At 69.9% G+C, this 18086-nt stretch carries 15 protein-coding genes and 1 other RNA gene; 6 read left to right on the top strand and 10 right to left on the bottom strand.

The features are described 5' to 3' along the window. The first annotated feature begins 197 nt into the window (after nucleotides 1–197). Genes OOK38_RS17590 through OOK38_RS17570 form a run of 5 tightly spaced genes read left to right on the top strand, consistent with a single transcriptional unit; the run spans nucleotide 198 to nucleotide 6556 of the window. Complete coding sequence (locus tag OOK38_RS17590; protein WP_266759345.1) at nucleotides 198–1493, top strand: extracellular solute-binding protein; 1296 nt, start codon at nucleotides 198–200, stop codon at nucleotides 1491–1493. After that, on the top strand, nucleotides 1490–2458 hold the full coding sequence (locus OOK38_RS17585) for a carbohydrate ABC transporter permease (protein ID WP_266759347.1): 969 nt from the start codon (nucleotides 1490–1492) through the stop codon (nucleotides 2456–2458). The genes OOK38_RS17590 and OOK38_RS17585 overlap by 4 nt, the downstream gene beginning before the upstream one ends. Next, nucleotides 2455–3276 carry a carbohydrate ABC transporter permease gene (locus tag OOK38_RS17580; RefSeq protein WP_266759349.1) on the top strand — a complete coding sequence of 274 codons (822 nt, stop codon included), beginning with the start codon at nucleotides 2455–2457 and terminating at the stop codon, nucleotides 3274–3276. The genes OOK38_RS17585 and OOK38_RS17580 overlap by 4 nt, the downstream gene beginning before the upstream one ends. Before the next feature lie 11 nt (nucleotides 3277–3287). Then, nucleotides 3288–5543 carry an alpha-xylosidase gene (gene yicI, locus OOK38_RS17575; protein WP_266759351.1) on the top strand — a complete coding sequence of 752 codons (2256 nt, stop codon included), beginning with the start codon at nucleotides 3288–3290 and terminating at the stop codon, nucleotides 5541–5543. After that, on the top strand, nucleotides 5543–6556 hold the full coding sequence (locus OOK38_RS17570; RefSeq protein WP_266759354.1) for a LacI family DNA-binding transcriptional regulator: 1014 nt from the start codon (nucleotides 5543–5545) through the stop codon (nucleotides 6554–6556). Before yicI ends, OOK38_RS17570 begins: the two co-directional genes overlap by 1 nt. Nucleotides 6557–6662: 106 nt before the next feature. Here the strand turns inward: OOK38_RS17570 and OOK38_RS17565 are convergent, their stop codons facing one another. The 6 genes from OOK38_RS17565 to ftsE form a co-directional block, all read right to left on the bottom strand. Beyond that, complete coding sequence (locus tag OOK38_RS17565; RefSeq protein ID WP_266759356.1) at nucleotides 6663–8048, bottom strand: hypothetical protein; 1386 nt, start codon at nucleotides 8046–8048, stop codon at nucleotides 6663–6665. 158 nt (nucleotides 8049–8206) lie between these two features. Next, nucleotides 8207–8595, bottom strand: a transfer-messenger RNA (tmRNA) gene (gene ssrA, locus OOK38_RS17560). A 157-nt stretch (nucleotides 8596–8752) separates the two neighbouring features. Then, nucleotides 8753–9286, bottom strand: coding sequence for an SsrA-binding protein SmpB (gene smpB / locus OOK38_RS17555; protein ID WP_266849351.1), 534 nt, complete (start codon nucleotides 9284–9286; stop codon nucleotides 8753–8755). Nucleotides 9287–9367: 81 nt separating this feature from the next. After that, entirely contained in the window at nucleotides 9368–10531 is a 1164-nt protein-coding gene (locus OOK38_RS17550; RefSeq protein ID WP_266759359.1) for a S41 family peptidase, read from the bottom strand. 67 nt (nucleotides 10532–10598) lie between these two features. Then, on the bottom strand, nucleotides 10599–11519 hold the full coding sequence (gene ftsX / locus OOK38_RS17545; protein WP_266759361.1) for a permease-like cell division protein FtsX: 921 nt from the start codon (nucleotides 11517–11519) through the stop codon (nucleotides 10599–10601). Between the two features lie 33 nt (nucleotides 11520–11552). Further along, nucleotides 11553–12242: a cell division ATP-binding protein FtsE gene (gene ftsE / locus OOK38_RS17540; RefSeq protein ID WP_266759363.1), complete on the bottom strand. Its 690-nt coding sequence runs from the start codon at nucleotides 12240–12242 to the stop codon at nucleotides 11553–11555. A 301-nt stretch (nucleotides 12243–12543) separates the two neighbouring features. On the opposite strand from ftsE, the gene OOK38_RS17535 reads away from it, so the two are divergent. After that, entirely contained in the window at nucleotides 12544–12735 is a 192-nt protein-coding gene (locus tag OOK38_RS17535) for a hypothetical protein (RefSeq protein WP_266759365.1), read from the top strand. A gap of 94 nt (nucleotides 12736–12829) precedes the next feature. On the opposite strand, the gene OOK38_RS17530 is transcribed toward OOK38_RS17535, so the two are convergent. The 4 genes from OOK38_RS17530 to OOK38_RS17515 all read right to left on the bottom strand — a co-directional run bounded on the left by OOK38_RS17530 (nucleotide 12830) and on the right by OOK38_RS17515 (nucleotide 18037). Further along, nucleotides 12830–13438, bottom strand: coding sequence for a hypothetical protein (locus OOK38_RS17530; protein ID WP_266759367.1), 609 nt, complete (start codon nucleotides 13436–13438; stop codon nucleotides 12830–12832). A 336-nt stretch (nucleotides 13439–13774) separates the two neighbouring features. Next, nucleotides 13775–14881, bottom strand: a complete 1107-nt coding sequence (gene prfB, locus OOK38_RS17525) for a peptide chain release factor 2 (RefSeq protein WP_266759369.1) — start codon at nucleotides 14879–14881, stop codon at nucleotides 13775–13777. A gap of 114 nt (nucleotides 14882–14995) precedes the next feature. Further along, a complete protein-coding gene (locus OOK38_RS17520; protein ID WP_266759371.1) occupies nucleotides 14996–16240 on the bottom strand; it encodes a serine/threonine-protein kinase in 1245 nt (414 codons plus the stop codon). 105 nt (nucleotides 16241–16345) lie between these two features. Continuing rightward, a complete protein-coding gene (locus OOK38_RS17515; RefSeq protein WP_266759373.1) occupies nucleotides 16346–18037 on the bottom strand; it encodes a serine/threonine-protein kinase in 1692 nt (563 codons plus the stop codon). Between the last annotated feature and the right edge of the window lie 49 nt (nucleotides 18038–18086).

Raw genomic sequence — 18086 nt, 5'->3', positions numbered from 1 at the left:
GCCGTGACGTCCGCTCGGCGGACACCTCACCGTCCGACCTGTCGAACCCCTGCCCCAATTCCGGCGCACCCCATTGACGCACCCGCGGCCCCCACCTACCTTCCCCCGTCGAAGCGCTTCGACGTCACGCATCGAAACGATTCGACGAACGCTGCGTGGCGGTCCCGATCCCCATCCAACTCCTCTGGAGGCAGTGGATGTTGACGACACGAAGGCGTGGGGCGGCGACGGTGGCGGTGGCCTTGGCGGGCGCCCTGCTGGCGACGTCCTGCGGCGGCTCCGACGGCGGCTCGTCGGACGGCAAGACGCTGAAGCTGTGGCACTACGAAGGGCCGGACAGCGCGATGGGGGTGGCCTGGAAGGCGGCCATCAAGGAATTCGAAGCGCAACACCCGGGCGTGAAGGTGAAGTTCGAGGAGAAGGGCTTCGAGCAGATCCAGAAAACGGCGCCCATGGTCCTCAACTCGAACGACGCCCCCGACCTCATGGAGTACAACAAGGGCAACGCGACCGCGGGACTCCTGTCCAAGCAGGGGCTCCTCACCGATCTCACCGCCCAGGTGACCGAGCGCGGCTGGGACAAGAAGATCAGCGGCGGGGTGCGGACCATCAGCCGGTACGACACCAACGGGGTCATGGGCTCCGGCAAGTGGTACGGCGTGCCGGACTACGCCGAGTACACGATGGTGTTCTACAACAAGGACCTCTTCAAGAAGTACGGCATCGCGGAGCCCGGCACGCCGGCCGAACTCACGGCCGCCATGGACACGTTCGTCGCGAAGGGCATCACCCCGCTCGCCAACGCGGGTGCCGAGTACATGGCCCAGCAGTACCTCTACCAGCTGGCCCTGTCCAAGGCCGACCGGTCCTGGGTCGACAGCTACGAGCTCTACGAGGGCAGGACCGACTTCCACGACGCGGCCTGGACGTACGCCGCGACCACGTTCGCCGACTGGGTGAAGAAGGGCTACATCGGCAAGAAGTCCAGCGGGCTCAAGGCCGAGGACGCGGGCGTCTCCTTCATCCAGGGCAAGAGCCCGATCCTGTTCTCCGGCAGCTGGTGGTACGGCCGCTTCAAGACGGAGAACACCTTCGACTGGGGCACCTTCCTGTGGCCCGGGAGCAATCTGACCCTCGGCTCCGGCGGGAACCTCTGGGTCGTCCCCAAGGGCGCGAAGAACAAGGACCTCGCCTACGACTTCATCGACATCACCCTGTCGAAGAAGATCCAGAACCTGCTGGGCAACCAGGGCGGCGTCCCGGTGGCCGCCGACCCCGAGGCCGTCACCGATCCCCAGGCCAAGACGCTGATTGCCGACTTCAACGCCCTCTCCGGGAAGGACGGTCTCGCCTTCTATCCCGACTGGCCCGTCCCCGGCTTCTACGACGTCCTCGTCTCGGAGACACAGAAGCTGATCACCGGGAGCGAGTCCCCGGACGCCTATCTGTCCGCGTTGCAGAAGGCGTACGACAAGGGCGTACCGAAGACATGACGGTCACCGTCGAGCGGGGCCGCCGGGTCGTGCGCGGGCAGCACAGCGACGCGACCCGCCCGCGCCGTCCCCGCACCTCCTACGCTCTCTTCCTGCTCCCCGGGTTCATCGCGTTCCTCGTGGTCGTCGTCGTCCCCTTCCTGATGAACACTGGTGTGAGCTTCACCGACTGGCAGGGGGTCGGCAGTCCCCACTGGTCGGGTCTGGCCAACTACCGCGAGCTGATGGACGATTCCGAGTTCTGGGCGTCCTTCCGGCACAGCCTGTTCATGGTCGTCGCGATGGCCGTCGTGCCGACCGTCCTCGGACTCGTCCTCGCCGCCGCCCTGTTCGACTTCGTCGCCAAGCACTTCGGGACGCGGACGGCGGCCGTGCTCCGCGCCTGCTTCTACCTCCCCCAGGTCCTGCCCATCGCCGTCGCCGGCATCGTGTGGAGCTGGATCCTCGCCCCCGACAACGGATCGCTCAACGAACTGCTCGATGCCGTAGGCCTCGGATCCTGGCAGCAGGACTGGCTGGGCGACCCCGACCTCGCGCTCTACAGCGTCATGGGCGTGATGGTGTGGGTGCAGATCGGTTTCCCGCTCGTCGTCTTCATGGCGGGGCTGCAACGCGTGGACCCGCAGCTGTACGAGGCCGCCGAGCTGGACGGCGCGGGCTGGTGGCGGCGGTTCTGGCACATCACGCTGCCGCAGATCCGCCCGGAGATCTCGGTCGTCCTCCTGTGGTGCACGATCGCCGCGCTGAAGGTGTTCGGGGCGGTGTACGTCCTGACGAAGGGCGGTCCGGGCGGCGCCACCGATGTGCCGTCGTACTTCTCCTTCACGACGTTCTTCGAGAAGACGCAGGTCGGCTACGGCGCCGCGATCTCCACCGTCCTGACCGTGATCATCCTGGCCCTGGCGCTGATCGGGCTGAAGTTCCAGACGCGCGCCGAGGACGCTGAGGAAGGGGTCCGCGTATGACAGCCCTCCGCCGCTACCCGGTGCTGGTGGCTCTCGTGATCGGCGCGCTGTTCATGGTGCTGCCCTTCGCCGTCGTCGCGGTCAACGCGGTCAAGTCGCCCGCCGAGTACTCCGAGCACGGACCGCTCAGCCTCCCCCGCGGCCTCTATCTCGACGGTCTCAAGGACTTCTGGCAGCGCGTGGACTTCGGGCGGAAGCTCCTCAACTCGGTCCTGATCTCCGGGTCGGTGGCGGTCGGGGCCGCCGTCCTGTCGGTCCTCAACGCGTACGCCATCGGCATCGGCCGGATCAGGGGCCGCACCTGGGTGCTCGCCTTCTTCGTCCTCGCCAACACGCTGCCGCAGGAGGCACTGGTCTACCCGGTCTACTACCTGAGCAAGCAGGCCGGCCTCTACGACACCAGGCTCAGCGTGATCATCGTGTTCACGGTGATCCAGGCGGCCTTCGGCACCTATCTCCTCTCCTCCGTCCTCGGGCGGTTCCCGCGCGAGATCATCGAGGCCGCGCGGATAGACGGCGCGAACCGGTGGCAGGTGCTGTGGCGGATCGTCGTCCCGGTCAGCCGCCCCACGATCGGCGTGCTCCTCGTCTTCTTCTTCATCTGGACCTGGAACGAGTTCCTGCTGCCGCTGGTCATGCTGATCTCCAACGACAACCAGACGGTGTCGGTGGCCCTCGGTGTCCTCCAGGGCCAGCGTCTGATGGACGCCACGATGACGAACGCGGCCGCCCTGCTGGGTGTCCTGCCCGCCATCGTCTTCTTCCTGCTCTTCCAGCGGACCCTGACCCGCGGCATCGCCGCCGGCGCAGTCAAGTAAGGGGTAGGAAAGTGAAGTTCACGGACGGCTACTGGCTGCTGCGCGAGGGCGTCACCGCGGCCCACCCGGTCGAGGTCCTCGACGTGACCTCGGATCCCGGCGGCCTGGAGATCCACGCGCCGACGCAGCCCATCCGGCACCGCGGCGACCTGCTGAAGGGACCGGTCGTGACGATCAGCGCCCATGCGCCGATGCCCGACGTCATCGGCGTGACGTTCACCCACTTCCAGGGCGAGGAGCCGCGCGGGCCCCGGTTCGAGGTGCGCGGAACCGAGTTCACACCGCTCGCGGAGTACGACGACAGCTTCGCCACCCTCACCTCGGGCGCCCTGTCCGTCCGGGTCTCTCGCACCACCCCGTGGCACATCGACTTCCTCGCGCACGGCCGCGTCCTCACCAGCAGCGGCCCCAAAGGCATGGGCATCATGCGGGACGCGTCGGGCGCCCACTATCTGCGCGAGCAGCTGAACCTCGGTGTCGGCACGCAGGTCTTCGGCCTCGGCGAGCGGTTCGGGCCGCTCGCCAAGAACGGCCAGGTCGTGGACATGTGGAACGCGGACGGCGGCACGGCCACCGAACTGGCCTACAAGAACGTGCCGTTCTATCTGACGGACGCGGGCTACGGCGTGTTCGTCGACCACCCGGGGCGGGTCTCCTTCGAGGTCGGTTCGGAGGCGGTCTCCCGGGTCCAGTTCAGCGCCGAGACCCAGCAGCTGACGTACTACGTCATCCACGGCCCGACCCCGAAGGACATCCTGCGCACGTACACGGCACTCACCGGGCGTCCGGCCCTGCCGCCCGCGTGGTCCTTCGGGCTGTGGCTGTCGACGTCCTTCACCACCTCCTACGACGAGGACACCGTCACCTCCTTCATCGACGGCATGCGGGAGCGCGAACTCCCGCTGTCCGTCTTCCACTTCGACTGCTTCTGGATGCGCGAGTTCAACTGGTGCGACTTCCGGTGGGATCCGCGGGTGTTCCCCGATCCGGAGGGGATGCTGGCGCGGCTGAAGGACAAGGGGCTGCGGATCTGCGTCTGGATCAACCCGTACATCGCGCAGCGCTCCCCGCTGTTCGCGGAGGGGCGGGCTCTCGGGCATCTGCTCAGGCGGCCCGACGGAAGTGTCTGGCAGTGGGATCTGTGGCAGCCGGGCATGGCGCTGGTCGATTTCACCAGCGCGGATGCCCGGCAGTGGTACGCGTCGAAGCTGGAGGCTCTGCTCGAGCAGGGCGTCGACTGCTTCAAGACCGACTTCGGCGAGCGGGTCCCGGTGGATGTGGCGTACGCCGACGGCGCCGATCCGGAGCGGATGCACAACTACTACACGTACCTCTACAACCAGACCGTGTTCGATGTGCTGCGCAAACACCGAGGGGAGCACGAGGCCGTCGTCTTCGCCCGCTCGGCGACCACGGGGAGCCAGCAGTTCCCGGTGCACTGGGGCGGCGACTGCGAGGCGACGTACGCCTCGATGGCCGAGTCGCTGCGCGGCGGGCTCAGCCTCGGCATGTCGGGGTTCGGGTTCTGGAGCCATGACATCGGCGGCTTCGAGGGGACCCCGACGCCCGCGCTGTTCAAGCGGTGGATCGCCTTCGGGCTGCTGTCCTCGCACAGCCGGCTGCACGGCTCCTCCTCGTACCGGGTGCCCTGGCTGTTCGACGAGGAGGCCGTGGACGTCCTGCGGCTGTTCACCCGGCTGAAGCTCGGCCTCATGCCGTATCTGTACGAGGCCGCCCGCACCGCCCACGCGGAGGGGGTGCCGATGATGCGGGCGATGGTCCTGGAGTTCCCGGACGATCCGGGGTGCGCGCATCTGGAGCGGCAGTACATGCTCGGCCCGGATCTGCTGGTCGCGCCCGTCTTCAGCGACGACGGGGACGTCTCGTACTACGTGCCCGAGGGCACCTGGACCCCCTACCTCGGCGGGGCGCCGGTGACCGGGCCACGCTGGGTGCGCGAGCGGCACGGCTTCAGAAGCGTGCCGCTGCTCGTGCGGCCGGGCGCGGTGATCCCGGTGGGCGCGGTGGACGACCGGCCCGACTACGACCACGCCGACGGGGTCACCCTGCGCGCCTACGGCCTGAAGCGGGGTGCCCAGGTGACGGTGCCGGTCGGCGATGTGACGTTCACCGTCGTGCGCGAGGGGGACACCCTTCGCGCCTCCTGCGCCGATCCCTCGGCGCCCTGGGGGCTGGCCGCGGGCGGGCGCGAGGTGCGGGCCCGGGCCGGGACGGGCTTCCTCTCCCTGGACCTGGAGTCCGAGTGATGGTCAAGATCACCGATGTGGCGCGGCACGCCGGGGTCTCCCCGAGCACCGTCTCCTACGCCCTCAGCGGCAAGCGGCCGATCTCCGAGGCGACCCGGCGGCGTGTCGAGGAGAGCATCCGCAGGCTGGGCTACCGCCCGCACGCGGGGGCCAGGGCGCTCGCCAGCAGCCGGTCGAACGTCCTCGCGCTGGTGATCCCGCTGCGGGCGGGCATCCATGTGCCGGTGGTGATGCAGTTCGCGGTGTCGGTGGTGACGGCGGCCCGCCGGCACGACCACGACGTCCTGCTGCTCACACAGGAGGAGGGCGAGGACGGGCTGCGCCGGGTCGCGGACACCGCGCTGGTGGACGCGCTGATCGTGATGGACGTCCAGCTCCACGATCCCCGGCTGCCGCTGCTGCGCGCGCTGGACCGGCCGTCGGTGCTCATCGGGTTCCCGGCCGCCACCGACGGACTCACCTGCATCGATCTGGACTTCAAGGCGGCCGGTGAGCTGTGCGTGGAGCGGCTCGCGGGGCTCGGGCACCGGGTCGTCGCGCTGGTCGGGTCGCCGCCCGAGGTGTATGTGCGGGGCACGGCGTTCGCGCAGCGGGTGGTGCAGGGCTTCACGGCCGCCGCCGACCGCAGCGGCCTGGCCTCGTCCGTCCACCCCTGCGAGCCCTCGCCCGCCGCCGCACGCCGGCTCGCCGAGCAACTTCTGCGGGAGCAGCCCGCGTTGACCGGCGTCGTCGTCCACAACGAGCCGGTCCTGGAGCCGCTGATCGATGCCTTCGAGCAGCTCGGCCTGCGGGTCCCGGCCGATCTGTCCGTCACCGCCATCTGCCCGGACGAGCTCGCCGAGAGCCTGCGCGTCCCGGTCACCTCCATCGCCATCCCGTCCGCCGAAGTGGGCGCGCGGGCGGTGGAGTTGCTGATGCGGAAGCTGGCGGGCACGCCGGTCGCGGAGGCGACTCTGCTGACTCCCCGGCTGACGGAACGCGCGAGTACGGCACCGCGCACGCTGAACGCCTGAGGAACCATGGCACGAGGGAGGGCGGTCGAAGGCGCGCGGGACGGCAACCCGTACGACCGCGCGACGGCGGCCTCCGCCCACCACGTTCACCCTGTGCCGGGGCCGGTCAACCGGTCCCGATCAGGTGGTCCACGTCCGAGACGTGATACGCGCCGTACCCGAAGCGCTCACCGATCGCCTGGTACCGGTCGTACTGCTCCTGCGTGAGGGACACCCGCAGGTGGCTCAGGACACGGAGGAACAACCGGAATCCGAGATCGGGATCGATCCGGGTGACCACGTGTTCCAGCGCGTCCATGACCTCCGTCGCGGGCACGGGGCGCCAGTGGGGGCTGACGACCTTGTCCGCCACCGTGGGCGCTGTCTCCCGGACCTCACGCAGCACGAGGTCGGCGAGTTCGGTACGAGCGGGCGCCACGACGGGTCTGTACGTGGGGACGGCCTCCCTCAGCTGCTCACGGCACACGTCCGCGATCAGCCGAAGCCAGTCCCGGCCGTCGCCGGTCCCTGACCAGTCCGAGGCCCCGGACCACAGGGCGGAGACCGCCGCGTCGGGCAGCGCTGAGCGCAGCAGGCGGAGCGCGTCCTCCAGGAGGACGGCCGCCGCGGAGCCCGGGGTCTGCCCGACGTCGTCGCCCTCGGCTGCCCTCCAGATGTCCTCCCGGCTTCCATGCCATTCCCAGTGGGCCTGCCCGGCGAGGCGGGAGAGCCCGAAGTCCCAGAGGGCATCCCGGCGGGCGGTGTCGATGGGCGGCCACGCGACGTCGAGGCCGGTGTCGATCAGAAAGCCGTGGTAGCCGAACCTGTCACCCAGCACCTGGAACCGGTCGTACCGCTCCTTGTCGATGCGCACGGAGCACGCCTTCAGCGCGCGCAGGAAGAGCCGGAAGGCGAGTTCGGGATCAGCGTGGACGGCCACCTCCTCGAGGGCCGACAGGGTGTCGGGGGAAGGGCGGGAACCTGCCGGCCGCTCGCGGCAGGAACGGATCTCCGCGACGACGTCGTCACGCACCTCGTCGGCCGACGGCGGCCGGGCGTTCCACATCCGGGAAGGTGCCGGGCGCCGCCCGGGGATCTTCCGGGGCGGGCGGGCGGCACAGGTCTCCTCGACGCACCGCAGCCAGTCACGGGTGCTCATGCCGTGCGCCGCCGGATCCCACACGCCCCCGGCGGCCACTCGCCACACGGTCCGGATCGCCTCGTCCGGCAGCCGCGCCTCGAGGAGCGTGCGCACGTCGTGCCGCAGATCGTCGGCGTACCCCCACTCGTCGTGGCTGGTGTCATAGCCGAGGATGCTCCGCTGATCCGCGCTGAGATGGTCGAAGGTGTCCACGGGCATCTCACGGTCGTACGCGTCGAGCTTCGCCGTGACGAGGCCGAGTGCCGCGCGGGCGTTCTCGGGAGCGGGTGAGAGGGCGAACGCCTCCGCCAGCCCACTGAGCCCGAAGTCCCCGTCGTAGCAGAGGTAGTACGGCTCCTGCCGTCCCGTCACAGTCGTCCCCTCCGGTCTTCGATGCCTCTCACGGCGTACCGGAAGCGCCCTCACCGGTCGTGTCCGGCGGACGCTCCCGCCTCACGGTCCCGCCGCCGGACCCGGCATGACACAGGCCCCGCCGCTCGAAAGCGGCGGGGCCTGTGCCCACATGGGATGAGTGGAGATGGCGGGAATCGAACCCGCGTCCAACGGTGCAAAATCAGGGCTTCTCCGTGTGCAGTTCGCTGCGATTTTCTCAGCCCCGGTGATCACGCGAACAAGTCGCCGACGGGCTCAGTCACTGTTTGATTTCCCACCGAACCCCGTGACCGGGCTCGGTGGTTTAGTCCCCTAGATTATGCCAGGATCCGGGTCGGGAACACTCCCGGGCTGACACCCATTAAGGGTCCCTCACTCACTGCTTATTAGGCAGCGAGGGCGAAGGACTGGGAATCGCTCTTGGTATTGGCGATTATTTTTTGCGACATATGGTTTACGAGATCATTGCCGCTTCCTCGACACGCTTCCCCTGCTTCAACAGCCGCTGTCGAAACCGATCATCCCCATGTTGATTTTTCAAAGCCCGGCCCCTCCGAGGAGGAACCGGTCCGCACCCGCTGTGGGGTGCGTTGCCATCGTACGTGACCAACGCACGACGGTGCCAGCCTATTCCCGCGGGCCGGCCGTGCCCGCCTTCCTGCGGTCCGGCTCCGCCCGCCGCTCTACTCGCCGCGCTGCTTCCGCTTGGCCGCCGCGATCGCGCGGTCCGACTCGCGCCGGTCCTGCTTCTCGCGCAGGGTCTGCCGCTTGTCGTACTCCTTCTTTCCTCGGGCGAGCGCGATCTCCGCCTTTGCCCGGCCGTCCTTGAAGTACAGGGCGAGCGGAACGATCGTGTGACCCGTCTCCTGGGTCTTCGCCTCCAGCTTGTCGATCTCCTCGCGGTGCAGGAGGAGCTTGCGCTTGCGCCGCACGGTGTGGTTCGTCCAGGTGCCCTGGCTGTACTCCGGGATGTGGGCGTTGTGCAGCCACGCCTCGTTCCCGTCGATCTGGACGAAGCCGTCGGCCAGGGAGGCGCGGCCCTGGCGCAGCGACTTCACCTCGGTGCCGGTCAGAACGAGCCCGGCCTCGTAGGTGTCGATGATCGCGTAGTCGTGCCGCGCCTTCTTGTTCTGCGCGACGATCTTGCGCTTGCCGTCCTTGGCCTTGCCGGAGCCCTGGCCGCCCTGCTTGGGCTGGGACTCCTTCGGTACGTACATTCCCTTGCTCATAGTGCTGGCCATTTTCGCACTACAGAGGGGCTCGGGGGAAAGCCGATTAACGGGCCCGGTCTCCGCGGGTCACGAAGGGTCCCCGAGTCCGCTCAGCACGGTCTCGGCCCGCTGCAGCGACTCCTTGTCCGCCTCCAGGTCGGGGGTGATGCCCCGGCCGTCGACGGAGCGCCCCGCGGGGGTGCGGTAGTGGCCGACGGTCAGCTCGGCCACGGAGCCGTCGGGCAGCCGGCTCGGCATCTGCACCGAGCCCTTGCCGAAGGTCCTGGAACCCACGACGACCGCGCGCCCGCGGTCCTGGAGGGCCCCGGTGAGCAGCTCGGCCGCGCTCATCGTGCCGCCGTCGACCAGCGCGACCAGGGGTCTGGTGGTGTCGCCGCCGGAGTCGGCGTGCAGGGCGCGCTGGGCGCCGTTCACGTCGTACGTGGCGACGAGGCCGCCGTCGAGGAAGGCGGAGGCGGCGGTGACGGCCTCGGTGACCAGGCCTCCCGAGTTGCCGCGCAGGTCGAGGACGATCCCGGCGCGGCCCGCCCGGCCGACGGCGGACCGTACGGCGTCGCCGACGCCCTTGGTGAAGGCGTCGACCTTGATCATGGTGACATCGCCGGTGAGCCTGCTGACGGTCACGGAGTCCGTCGAGAGCCTGGCGCGGCGCAGGGTCCTGCTCCACGTCCGCGTGCCGCGCTCCAGGCCGAGGGAGACCTTCGTACCCGCGTCCGCGTCGTCCGCGTCGCCGCGCAGTAAGGAGACGACCTCGGTGACCGGCCGGCCGTCCACCTTCGCGCCGTCGACGGTGCGCAGCCGGTCGCCCTCGCGGATGCCCGCCGCGGCGGCGGGCGAGCCGGTCCTGACGCGGGTGACCTCGATCCGTCCGTCGCGCTCGCGGCGGGCCCACAGACCGACGCCGGTGTACTGGCCGTCGAGGGCTTCCTCGAACTCCTCGTAGTCGCCCTGGGAGTAGACGGCGCCCCAGCGGTCGCCGCTGCGGCTGACGGCGCGCGCGGCGGCCTCCATGGGGGACTTTCCGTCGGCCATCGCCCGGGCGGCGGCGTCGGTGACCTCGTCGTGGTGGCGTGCCGACGTCGAACGGGGCGTGCCGGCCTCGGTCTTCCGGTCGGAGTCGGAGAAGGATCCGGTCGCCGCTCCGGCGACGAGGACAGTCGCGAACACCAATGTCAGGGCCGCCCCGCGGCGGATGCGGCGGGGCTCGCAGAACAGGTCACGGCCTGACATGCCGGTGAGTCTAGGACAACGCGAAGGGCCGCACCGCCGGTTGACGGTACGGCCCTCGGGGCATGCGTCACACCTTCAGGTACTTGCGCAACGCGAAGAACGCGGCCAGCGCGGGCATCAGCAGACTTGTCGCGAGGATGAGCGGGAGCTTGGTCAACACGGCGTCCCAGCCGATGAAGTTGATCAGGTTCAGCTTCTCGGACAGGGCCAGCCCGTGGTCGATGATGAAGTACCGGGCGATCAGCAGGAAGCCGCAGGCGACACCGCCGCCGATGAGTCCGGCGACCGCGGCCTCGGCGATGAACGGCGCCTGGATGTAGAAGCCGGAGGCGCCGACCAGGCGCATGATGCCGGTCTCACGCCGCCGGCTGAACGCCGAGACGCGCACCGTGTTGACGATCAGCATCAGCGCGACGACGAGCATCATCGCCATCACCGCCCGGGCCGCCCAGTTCATGCCGTTGAGGAGCCCGAAGAGGTTGTCCAGGATGCCCTTCTGGTCCTGCACGGACTGCACGCCGGCACGGCCGTCGAAGGCGGTCGCGATGACCTGGTACTTCTCCGGGTCCTTCAGCTTGATCCGGTACGACTCCTGCATCTGGTCCGGCGTGAGGGAGCTGGCCAGCGGGGAGTCGCCGAACTGCTCCTTGTAGTGCTTGTACGCCTGGTCCGAGGACTCGTAGGCGACCTTCTGGACGACCGTGGACATCTTGTCCAGGTCGGCGAGGATCTGCTTCTTCTGGTCGCTGGTCACCGCGCCCTTGGCGCAGTTGGGGTCGGACTCGGCGTCGCTCTTGTTGCAGAGGAAGATCGAGACGTTGACCTTGTCGTACCAATAGCCCTTCATGGTGTTCACCTGGTCGCTCATCAGGAGCGACCCGCCGAACAGGGCGAGCGAGAGGGCGACCGAGACGACGACCGCGAAGGTCATGGTCAGGTTGCGGCGGAGACCTACACCGATCTCCGACAGAACGAACTGCGCGCGCATGGCGTCTTCCTCAGACCTTTCCGTGGACGATGATCAGTGCTGGTAGCCGTAGACGCCGCGTGCCTGGTCGCGGACGAGACGGCCCTGCTCCAGCTCGATGACGCGCTTGCGCATCTGGTCCACGATGTTCTGGTCGTGCGTCGCCATCAGGACCGTCGTGCCCGTCCGGTTGATCCGGTCGAGCAGTTTCATGATGCCGACGGAGGTCTGCGGGTCGAGGTTTCCGGTCGGCTCGTCGGCGATCAGGAGCTTGGGCCGGTTCACGAAGGCTCTCGCGATGGCCACACGCTGCTGCTCACCACCGGACAGCTCGCCGGGCATCCGGTCCTCCTTGCCGCCGAGGCCGACGAGGTCGAGCACCTGGGGCACGGACTTGCGGATCTCGCCGCGGGACTTGCCGATGACCTCCTGGGCGAAGGCCACGTTCTCGGCGACCGTCTTGTTGGGCAGGAGACGGAAGTCCTGGAACACGGTCCCCAGCTGGCGGCGCATCTGCGGCACCTTCCAGTTGGAGAGGCGCGCGAGGTCCTTGCCCAGGACGTGCACCTGACCGTGACTGGTCCGCTCCTCGCGGAGGATCAGCCGCAGAAAGGTGGACTTTCCGGAGCCGGAGGACCCCACGAGGAACACGAATTCTCCGCGCTCGACCTCCAGGGAGACATCCCTGAGAGCGGGGCGGGTCTGCTTGGGGTAGACCTTGGAGACGTTGTCGAATCGGATCACGGATGCACCACGGGTCGCCGGGGGTAGGTGTGCGTGACCATACGCGAACCGGGTGTGCAAGCGCAGTCGGCGTACGGGGTTGCGCGAGGCTTGCACGTTTTGTCACGGATCTGAGGTGCGTTTCGCCTCGGATCCGAGCGGCTGGCGGGCGTCCGGGCGGGGCAGGATAAGGCGAGCCGCGCCGAAATCCGCGGAACCTGGCACAGTGGTAGGGGAACGGTTGCGTTCCCCGCAGCGTTAAGAGAGCGCCGCGTACGCGAGAACGGTGCGTACGCGGAGACGGCGCAAGGAGGGCCAGCGCATGACGTACGACCGATTGGTATGCGCTAACTGCGCGTCGCCCGTCAGCGAGGGCCGCTGCCGCGTGTGCCGCGCGAACCGGGAGCGGCTCCAGCAGGAGAGCCCCTTCGCCGGAATGAACCCCATGGCACTGATCGCCCTGCTCGCGGTACTGATCGCGGCGCTGGCGCTGGTGGCCCACCAGACGGTGTGAGAGCCACGCGGACGGCGCAGCGGCGCCGGACCGCCCCTGACACGGGAAGGGCCCGGAGCGAGCTGCTCCGGGCCCTTCGTCGTGCGCGTGTGCGTCAGGCGGCGGCGCCGCCGCGGCCGCCCGCGAGGCGCGGCAGCAGGCGGAAGCCGATACCGCCGGCGATCATCGTGGCGGCACCGATGATCAGGAACGTGGTCTGACCCGCACCCGTCTCGGCCAGCTCGCCGTCGTTGCTGCCCTGGGCGGTGGTGTCCGAGCCCGTGTCGGTGAGGGCCGAGGAGCCCTCCTCCTGGGTGGAGGAGCCACCGTCGGGGTCGTTGTTGTTGCCGCCGCCGCCCGTACCGCCGGTGCCGCCCTCGGAGGGCGTGGAGCTGCTGCCGGAGCTGGGCTCCTCGGTCGGCTCGGTGGGCTCGTCGGTGGGCTCGGTGGGCTCCTCCGTGGGCTCCGTGGGCTCCTCGGTGGGCTCGGTCGGCTCCTCCGTGGGCTCCGTGGGCTCCTCGGTGGGCTCGGTCGGCTCCTCCGTGGGCTCGGTCGGGATGCCCGTGTCGGTGGGCGTCGGGGTCGGGTCGTCGGCGCCGTTCACGCTGACGCCGACGTTGAGGTCGAGCGCCGAGGCGGCACCCGCCGCGGTCAGCGAAGCGCCGGCGGCAATCACCGCGCCGGCGGCTATCCGCGCCACACGGATCCGCGTCTTCTTGGTCATCTGCCTGCTACCCCCAGTAGCTGATCGTCAATGGAGCAGCGCCCGGGGCCACGGCGTCACAGGCGGCTTCGCTCGGCCCCCCGGTTCACATGCGCCCCGGTAATACGCATGCCACCCGTCACCCTTCCCAGTTTCCAAAGCATCGTCAAGGTCGTTGCGTACGCGATGTCCGGAACAACATCGTTTGCCTGCCGTGTGGACCTGTGACTGTGACATAAAACCCAGACAACCCCCACAACAAAGGCAACTGCCGTCCGGTGGACGGCAGTTGCCTTGTCGACAAAGAGGTTTTCAGAGGGGCGGAAACCGCCCGTCCGCACCGCGCTTCTCGCGCGTCTACTTCTCCTGCTGCTTGCGCCAGCGAATTCCGGCCTCGAGGAAGCCGTCGATCTCGCCGCCGAACACGGCCTCGGGGTTGCCGACTTCGAACTCGGTGCGCAGGTCCTTGACCATCTGGTACGGGTGCAGGACGTACGAACGCATCTGGTTTCCCCAGGAGTTGCCGCCGTCGCCCTTCAGGGCGTCCATCCTGGCCTGCTCCTCCTGCCGGCGCCGCTCGAGGAGCTTGGCCTGCAGAACGTTCATGGCCGAGGCCTTGTTCTGGATCTGCGACCGTTCGTTCTGGCACGAGACGACGATGCCCGTGGGGAGGTGGGTCAGACGCACCGCGGAGTCCGTGGTGTTGACGCCCTGACCGCCGGGACCGGAGGACCGGTACACATCGATCCGGAGCTCCGACTCGTCGATCTCGATGTGGTCGGTCTGCTCGACGACGGGCAGGATCTCGACACCGGCGAACGAGGTCTGGCGTCGGCCCTGGTTGTCGAAGGGCGAGATGCGCACCAGCCGGTGCGTGCCCTGCTCCACCGAGAGCGTGCCGTAGGCGTACGGGACGTGGACGGCGAAGGTGGTGGACTTGATGCCCGCCTCTTCCGCGTACGAGGTCTCGTAGAGCTCCGTCTTGTAGCCGTGGCGCTCCGCCCAGCGGAGGTACATGCGCTGGAGCTTCTCGGCGAAGTCGGAGGCGTCCACGCCGCCGGCCTCGGCACGGATGGTGACGACGGCCTCGCGGGAGTCGTACTCGCCGGACAGGAGCGTGCGGACCTCCATCTCGTCCAGCGCCTTCTTGACGGCGACGAGCTCTGCGTCGGCCTCGGCACGGGTGTCCGGGTCGTCCTCCTCCTCGGCCATCTCGAAGAGCACGCTCAGATCGTCGATACGCCCGCGGAGCGCCTCGGCCTTCCTGACCTCCGCCTGGAGGTGGCTCAGCTTGCTGGTGATCTTCTGCGCCTCGTCCGGGTCGTCCCACAGGGACGGCGCGGCCGCCTGCTCCTCGAGCACGGCGACATCTGCCCTCAGCTTGTCGAGGTCCAGGACGGCCTCGATCGACTCCATGGTCGAGGAGAGGGACTTGAGCTCTTCGGATACATCGACGACTGCCACGCCTCCAGCGTAACGGCTACGGCAACCGGGGCCCGCCCCTCACCCCTGAGGGGCCTCCGCACTCCCCCGGTGCCGTGACTCCGCCCGCCGTGGACCTCCGTCGGCCCTGGGGGGTCACGGGGAGGCCGGGGCCGAGTTCTTCGTGTCCTGGGGGGTCGCGTCGGCGTCGTCGCCGGAGGTGGCGAGCCAGGTGCCGACGCCCACCGCGGCGACGAGGGCGATCGCCGCCGTACCCAGGGTGATCCGGCGTCGGCGGGCGGAGGCGCGGTGCCGGGCGGATCCCGGACGGGGCGCGCCCGCGGCGCGGGGCGCCCGGGCGGTGCCCCGGGCGCCGCCGGCCAGCTCGTCGGGCGCGGGCACCCGCATCGAGGTGTGCGTGTCCCGGTTCGAGTCCGGCGCGGCCCCCGGCACGAGCGGCACGGCGCCGCGTCGCACCCGGGCGGCGGCGGGCTCGGCCGGCTCCGCGGTCTCCTCGTACTCCTCGTCCTCGTCCGCGGACTCCGCGTCCGGCGAGTCCACGTCCAGCGGGGGCATCCCGGCCAGCAGCGGCAACTGCTCCCGCAGCCGTGCGCCCAGCTCGGAGGCCCGCAGCCGCGACGCGGGCGCCTTGGCCAGGCACTGCACGATCAGCTGCCACAGCTCGTCCGGGATGCCGGGGAGCGGGACCACGGTCTCCGTGACATGGCGGCGCAGGACCGCGCCGGGGTGTCCGCCCCCGAAGGGCGTGAACCCGGCGAGCAGCTCGTAGAGCACGGTCGCCAGCGCGTAGATGTCGACGGCGGCGCGCGGCGGCAGGCCCTCGATGATCTCGGGCGCCAGGTAGTCCGGCGTGCCGATGATCTTGGTGGCGCGGGTCCGGCGCGGCGAGTCGATGAGCTTGGCCACACCGAAGTCGGTCAGGAGGGCCGGGTGGGAACCGCCGGGGCCGAGCGGGCCCTGCATGTCGAGCAGGACGTTCTCGGGCTTCACGTCACGGTGGACGACCCCGGCGGCGTGCGCGGCCGCGAGTCCGTCCGCGACGTCGGCGACGATCGCGACCGCGGACTCGGGGGCGAGCCGCCGCTCCCGGTCGAGCCGGGTACGCAGGTCGGTGCCCCGTACGAGGTCCATGACGAGGGCGAGGTCGTTGCCGTCCACCACCAGGTCGCGCACCGCCACCACGTGGGGATGGTCGAGACCGAGCAGTGCGGTGCGCTCCTGCACGAAGCGCCCCACGAGCTCCTGGTCGGACGCGAGGTCCTCGCGCAGCAGCTTGATGGCGACGGGCCCCTCGGGTCCCTCGCCCAGCCACACCGTGCCGGCGCTCCCCCGCCCCAGGATCTGGTTCGCGGTGTACCGGCTGCCGATCTTGCGTGCCAAGACTGCTCCTACAGACGCGTGTTGCCGCTTAAAGTACGCGCCCGAGGAGCCAACCTTCACTCCCGAGACCGAAATCACCCGTCAGATATCGACAAATCCCCAGAGTCAGTTGCCCGAGGGGCTGTTTCCGCCGAGTTCCCCGATCCAGTCGCTCACGTCGTTGTACCAGTGGGTCAGCTGGCCCCAGAAGGACCTGGTGGTGCCGATCCAGTCCTGGAGAGGACTGAATTCCCAGACCAGCCAGCCGGCGACGAACAGGATGACGATCGTGAACAGGCACCCCTTGAGGCAGCCGAGCCCCGGGATCTTCATGGGGTTGGAGCTGCGCTGACGGGGCTCGCGCGGCGCGGGCTGCTGGGGCCGTTGCGGCTCCGGCGCGTACCGCTGCGGCTGGGGCTGCTGCTGGGGCGCCGGGGCGTAGCGCTGCGGCTGCTGGTGCTGCGGCGCGTACTGCTGCGGCTGTTGCTGCTGCGGATATCCGTATCCGGGCGGCGGCTGCTGGCCCTGCTGCGGACGCTGCCGCTGGGGCTGCTGCTGCGGCCTGGCGACCTGCCGCTGGGGGCGGCGGCGCAGCGGGTCCTCGTTCGGGTCGAGGTACTGGACCTGCGTCTGTTCGTTGCGGTCGCGGGCCGCGCGGAGCTGGTTCTGCCAGGGGTGCGGGTCCTCGCCCTGGCCGGGCTGTCCGCCCGGCTGGTGCGGGGGCACCGGCGGCATCACGGCGGTCGGGTCGGCCGCGCCGCGGTTCGGCAGCACGGAGGTGGCGTCGGCGGCGCCGGAGGTGTGCGGCAGCACGCTGGTCGCGCCGTACGGGTCGTAGGAGCCCGCGTTGTGGGGCAGGACCTGCGTGGGGTCGGCCGCGCCGGGCATGTCCGGGACGGGTGCCGGGGCCGGGTCGGGGGCGAGCAGGGCGCCCACACCCTCGGCCGCGGCGATCTGCGCGGCGTTCGCGTGCACCCCGACGCCCGCGGCGACGGCGCGCAGCGCGCGGGCGAGGTTCTCGGCGCTGGGCCGCTCGTCCGGGTTCTTGCGCAGGCAGCGCTCTATGACGGTCCACAGCGGGTCCGGCACGGTCGAGGGGCGGCGCGGTTCGGCGCTCAGGTGCTGGTGGAGCACTTCGAGGGCGGACCCGCCGGCGAACGGCGGGCGCCCGGTGACCAGCTCGTACATCAGGATGCCGGCGCCGTAGATGTCGACGGCGGACGTCTGCGGGCGCCCCTCGGCGGACTCCGGCGCGACGTACGCGGGCGTGCCGACGAATTCGTGGGTGCGGGTCAGGCCCGGGGAGTCGGCGAGCCGGGCGATGCCGAAGTCGGTCAGCATCGGGTGCATGCCGCCGGCGTCCTGCTTGAGCAGGACGTTCGCGGGCTTCAGGTCGCGGTGCACGACGCCGTCGGCGTGGCTGGCGGCGAGCGCGTCGGCGACCTGGGCGGTCAGGAGGGAGGCGGCGACGGGCGAGAACGGCCCGTTCTCGCGCAGATAGCGGTGCAGGTCGGGCCCGTCGATCAGGTCCATGACCAGAGCGAGGAGATCGCCTTCGACGACGAGGTCGCGTACGCGCACGATGTTCGGGTGGGTCAGGCGCAGCAGCACCGACCGCTCCCGCAGGAACCGCATCACGATGTCTGCGTCGCTTGCGAGCTCTTCCTTCAGGACCTTGATCGCCACGGTCTCGCCGGGCTGCCCGGCGACGGCCGCCTCGGCGCCCGCGGTCTCCCGCTGGCGGGCTCGCCAGACCGTGCCTGTGGCGCCGCGCCCCAGCGGCTCCTCAAGGAGGTACTTGCTCCCTACCGGCCGCACGTCATGCGCTCCCTGTTGCTTGCTTGCCTGGTCCGACCACCGTGATCAC

The organism is Streptomyces sp. NBC_00568 (assembly GCF_026341855.1).
GTDB lineage: Bacteria > Actinomycetota > Actinomycetes > Streptomycetales > Streptomycetaceae > Streptomyces.
This window is presented reverse-complemented; position numbering and strand designations above follow the sequence as displayed.

What these genes read in the sequence shown, in the direction of transcription:
- OOK38_RS17590 (WP_266759345.1), top strand. Translation starts at nt 198, where the DNA reads ATGTTGACGACACGAAGGCGTGGGGCGGCGACGGTGGCGGTGGCCTTG.
- OOK38_RS17585 (WP_266759347.1), top strand. Translation starts at nt 1,490, where the DNA reads ATGACGGTCACCGTCGAGCGGGGCCGCCGGGTCGTGCGCGGGCAGCAC.
- OOK38_RS17530 (WP_266759367.1), bottom strand. Translation starts at nt 13,438, where the DNA reads ATGACCAAGAAGACGCGGATCCGTGTGGCGCGGATAGCCGCCGGCGCG.
- OOK38_RS17580 (WP_266759349.1), top strand. Translation starts at nt 2,455, where the DNA reads ATGACAGCCCTCCGCCGCTACCCGGTGCTGGTGGCTCTCGTGATCGGC.
- smpB (WP_266849351.1), bottom strand. Translation starts at nt 9,286, where the DNA reads ATGTACGTACCGAAGGAGTCCCAGCCCAAGCAGGGCGGCCAGGGCTCC.
- OOK38_RS17535 (WP_266759365.1), top strand. Translation starts at nt 12,544, where the DNA reads ATGACGTACGACCGATTGGTATGCGCTAACTGCGCGTCGCCCGTCAGC.
- ftsX (WP_266759361.1), bottom strand. Translation starts at nt 11,519, where the DNA reads ATGCGCGCGCAGTTCGTTCTGTCGGAGATCGGTGTAGGTCTCCGCCGC.
- OOK38_RS17550 (WP_266759359.1), bottom strand. Translation starts at nt 10,531, where the DNA reads ATGTCAGGCCGTGACCTGTTCTGCGAGCCCCGCCGCATCCGCCGCGGG.
- OOK38_RS17570 (WP_266759354.1), top strand. Translation starts at nt 5,543, where the DNA reads ATGGTCAAGATCACCGATGTGGCGCGGCACGCCGGGGTCTCCCCGAGC.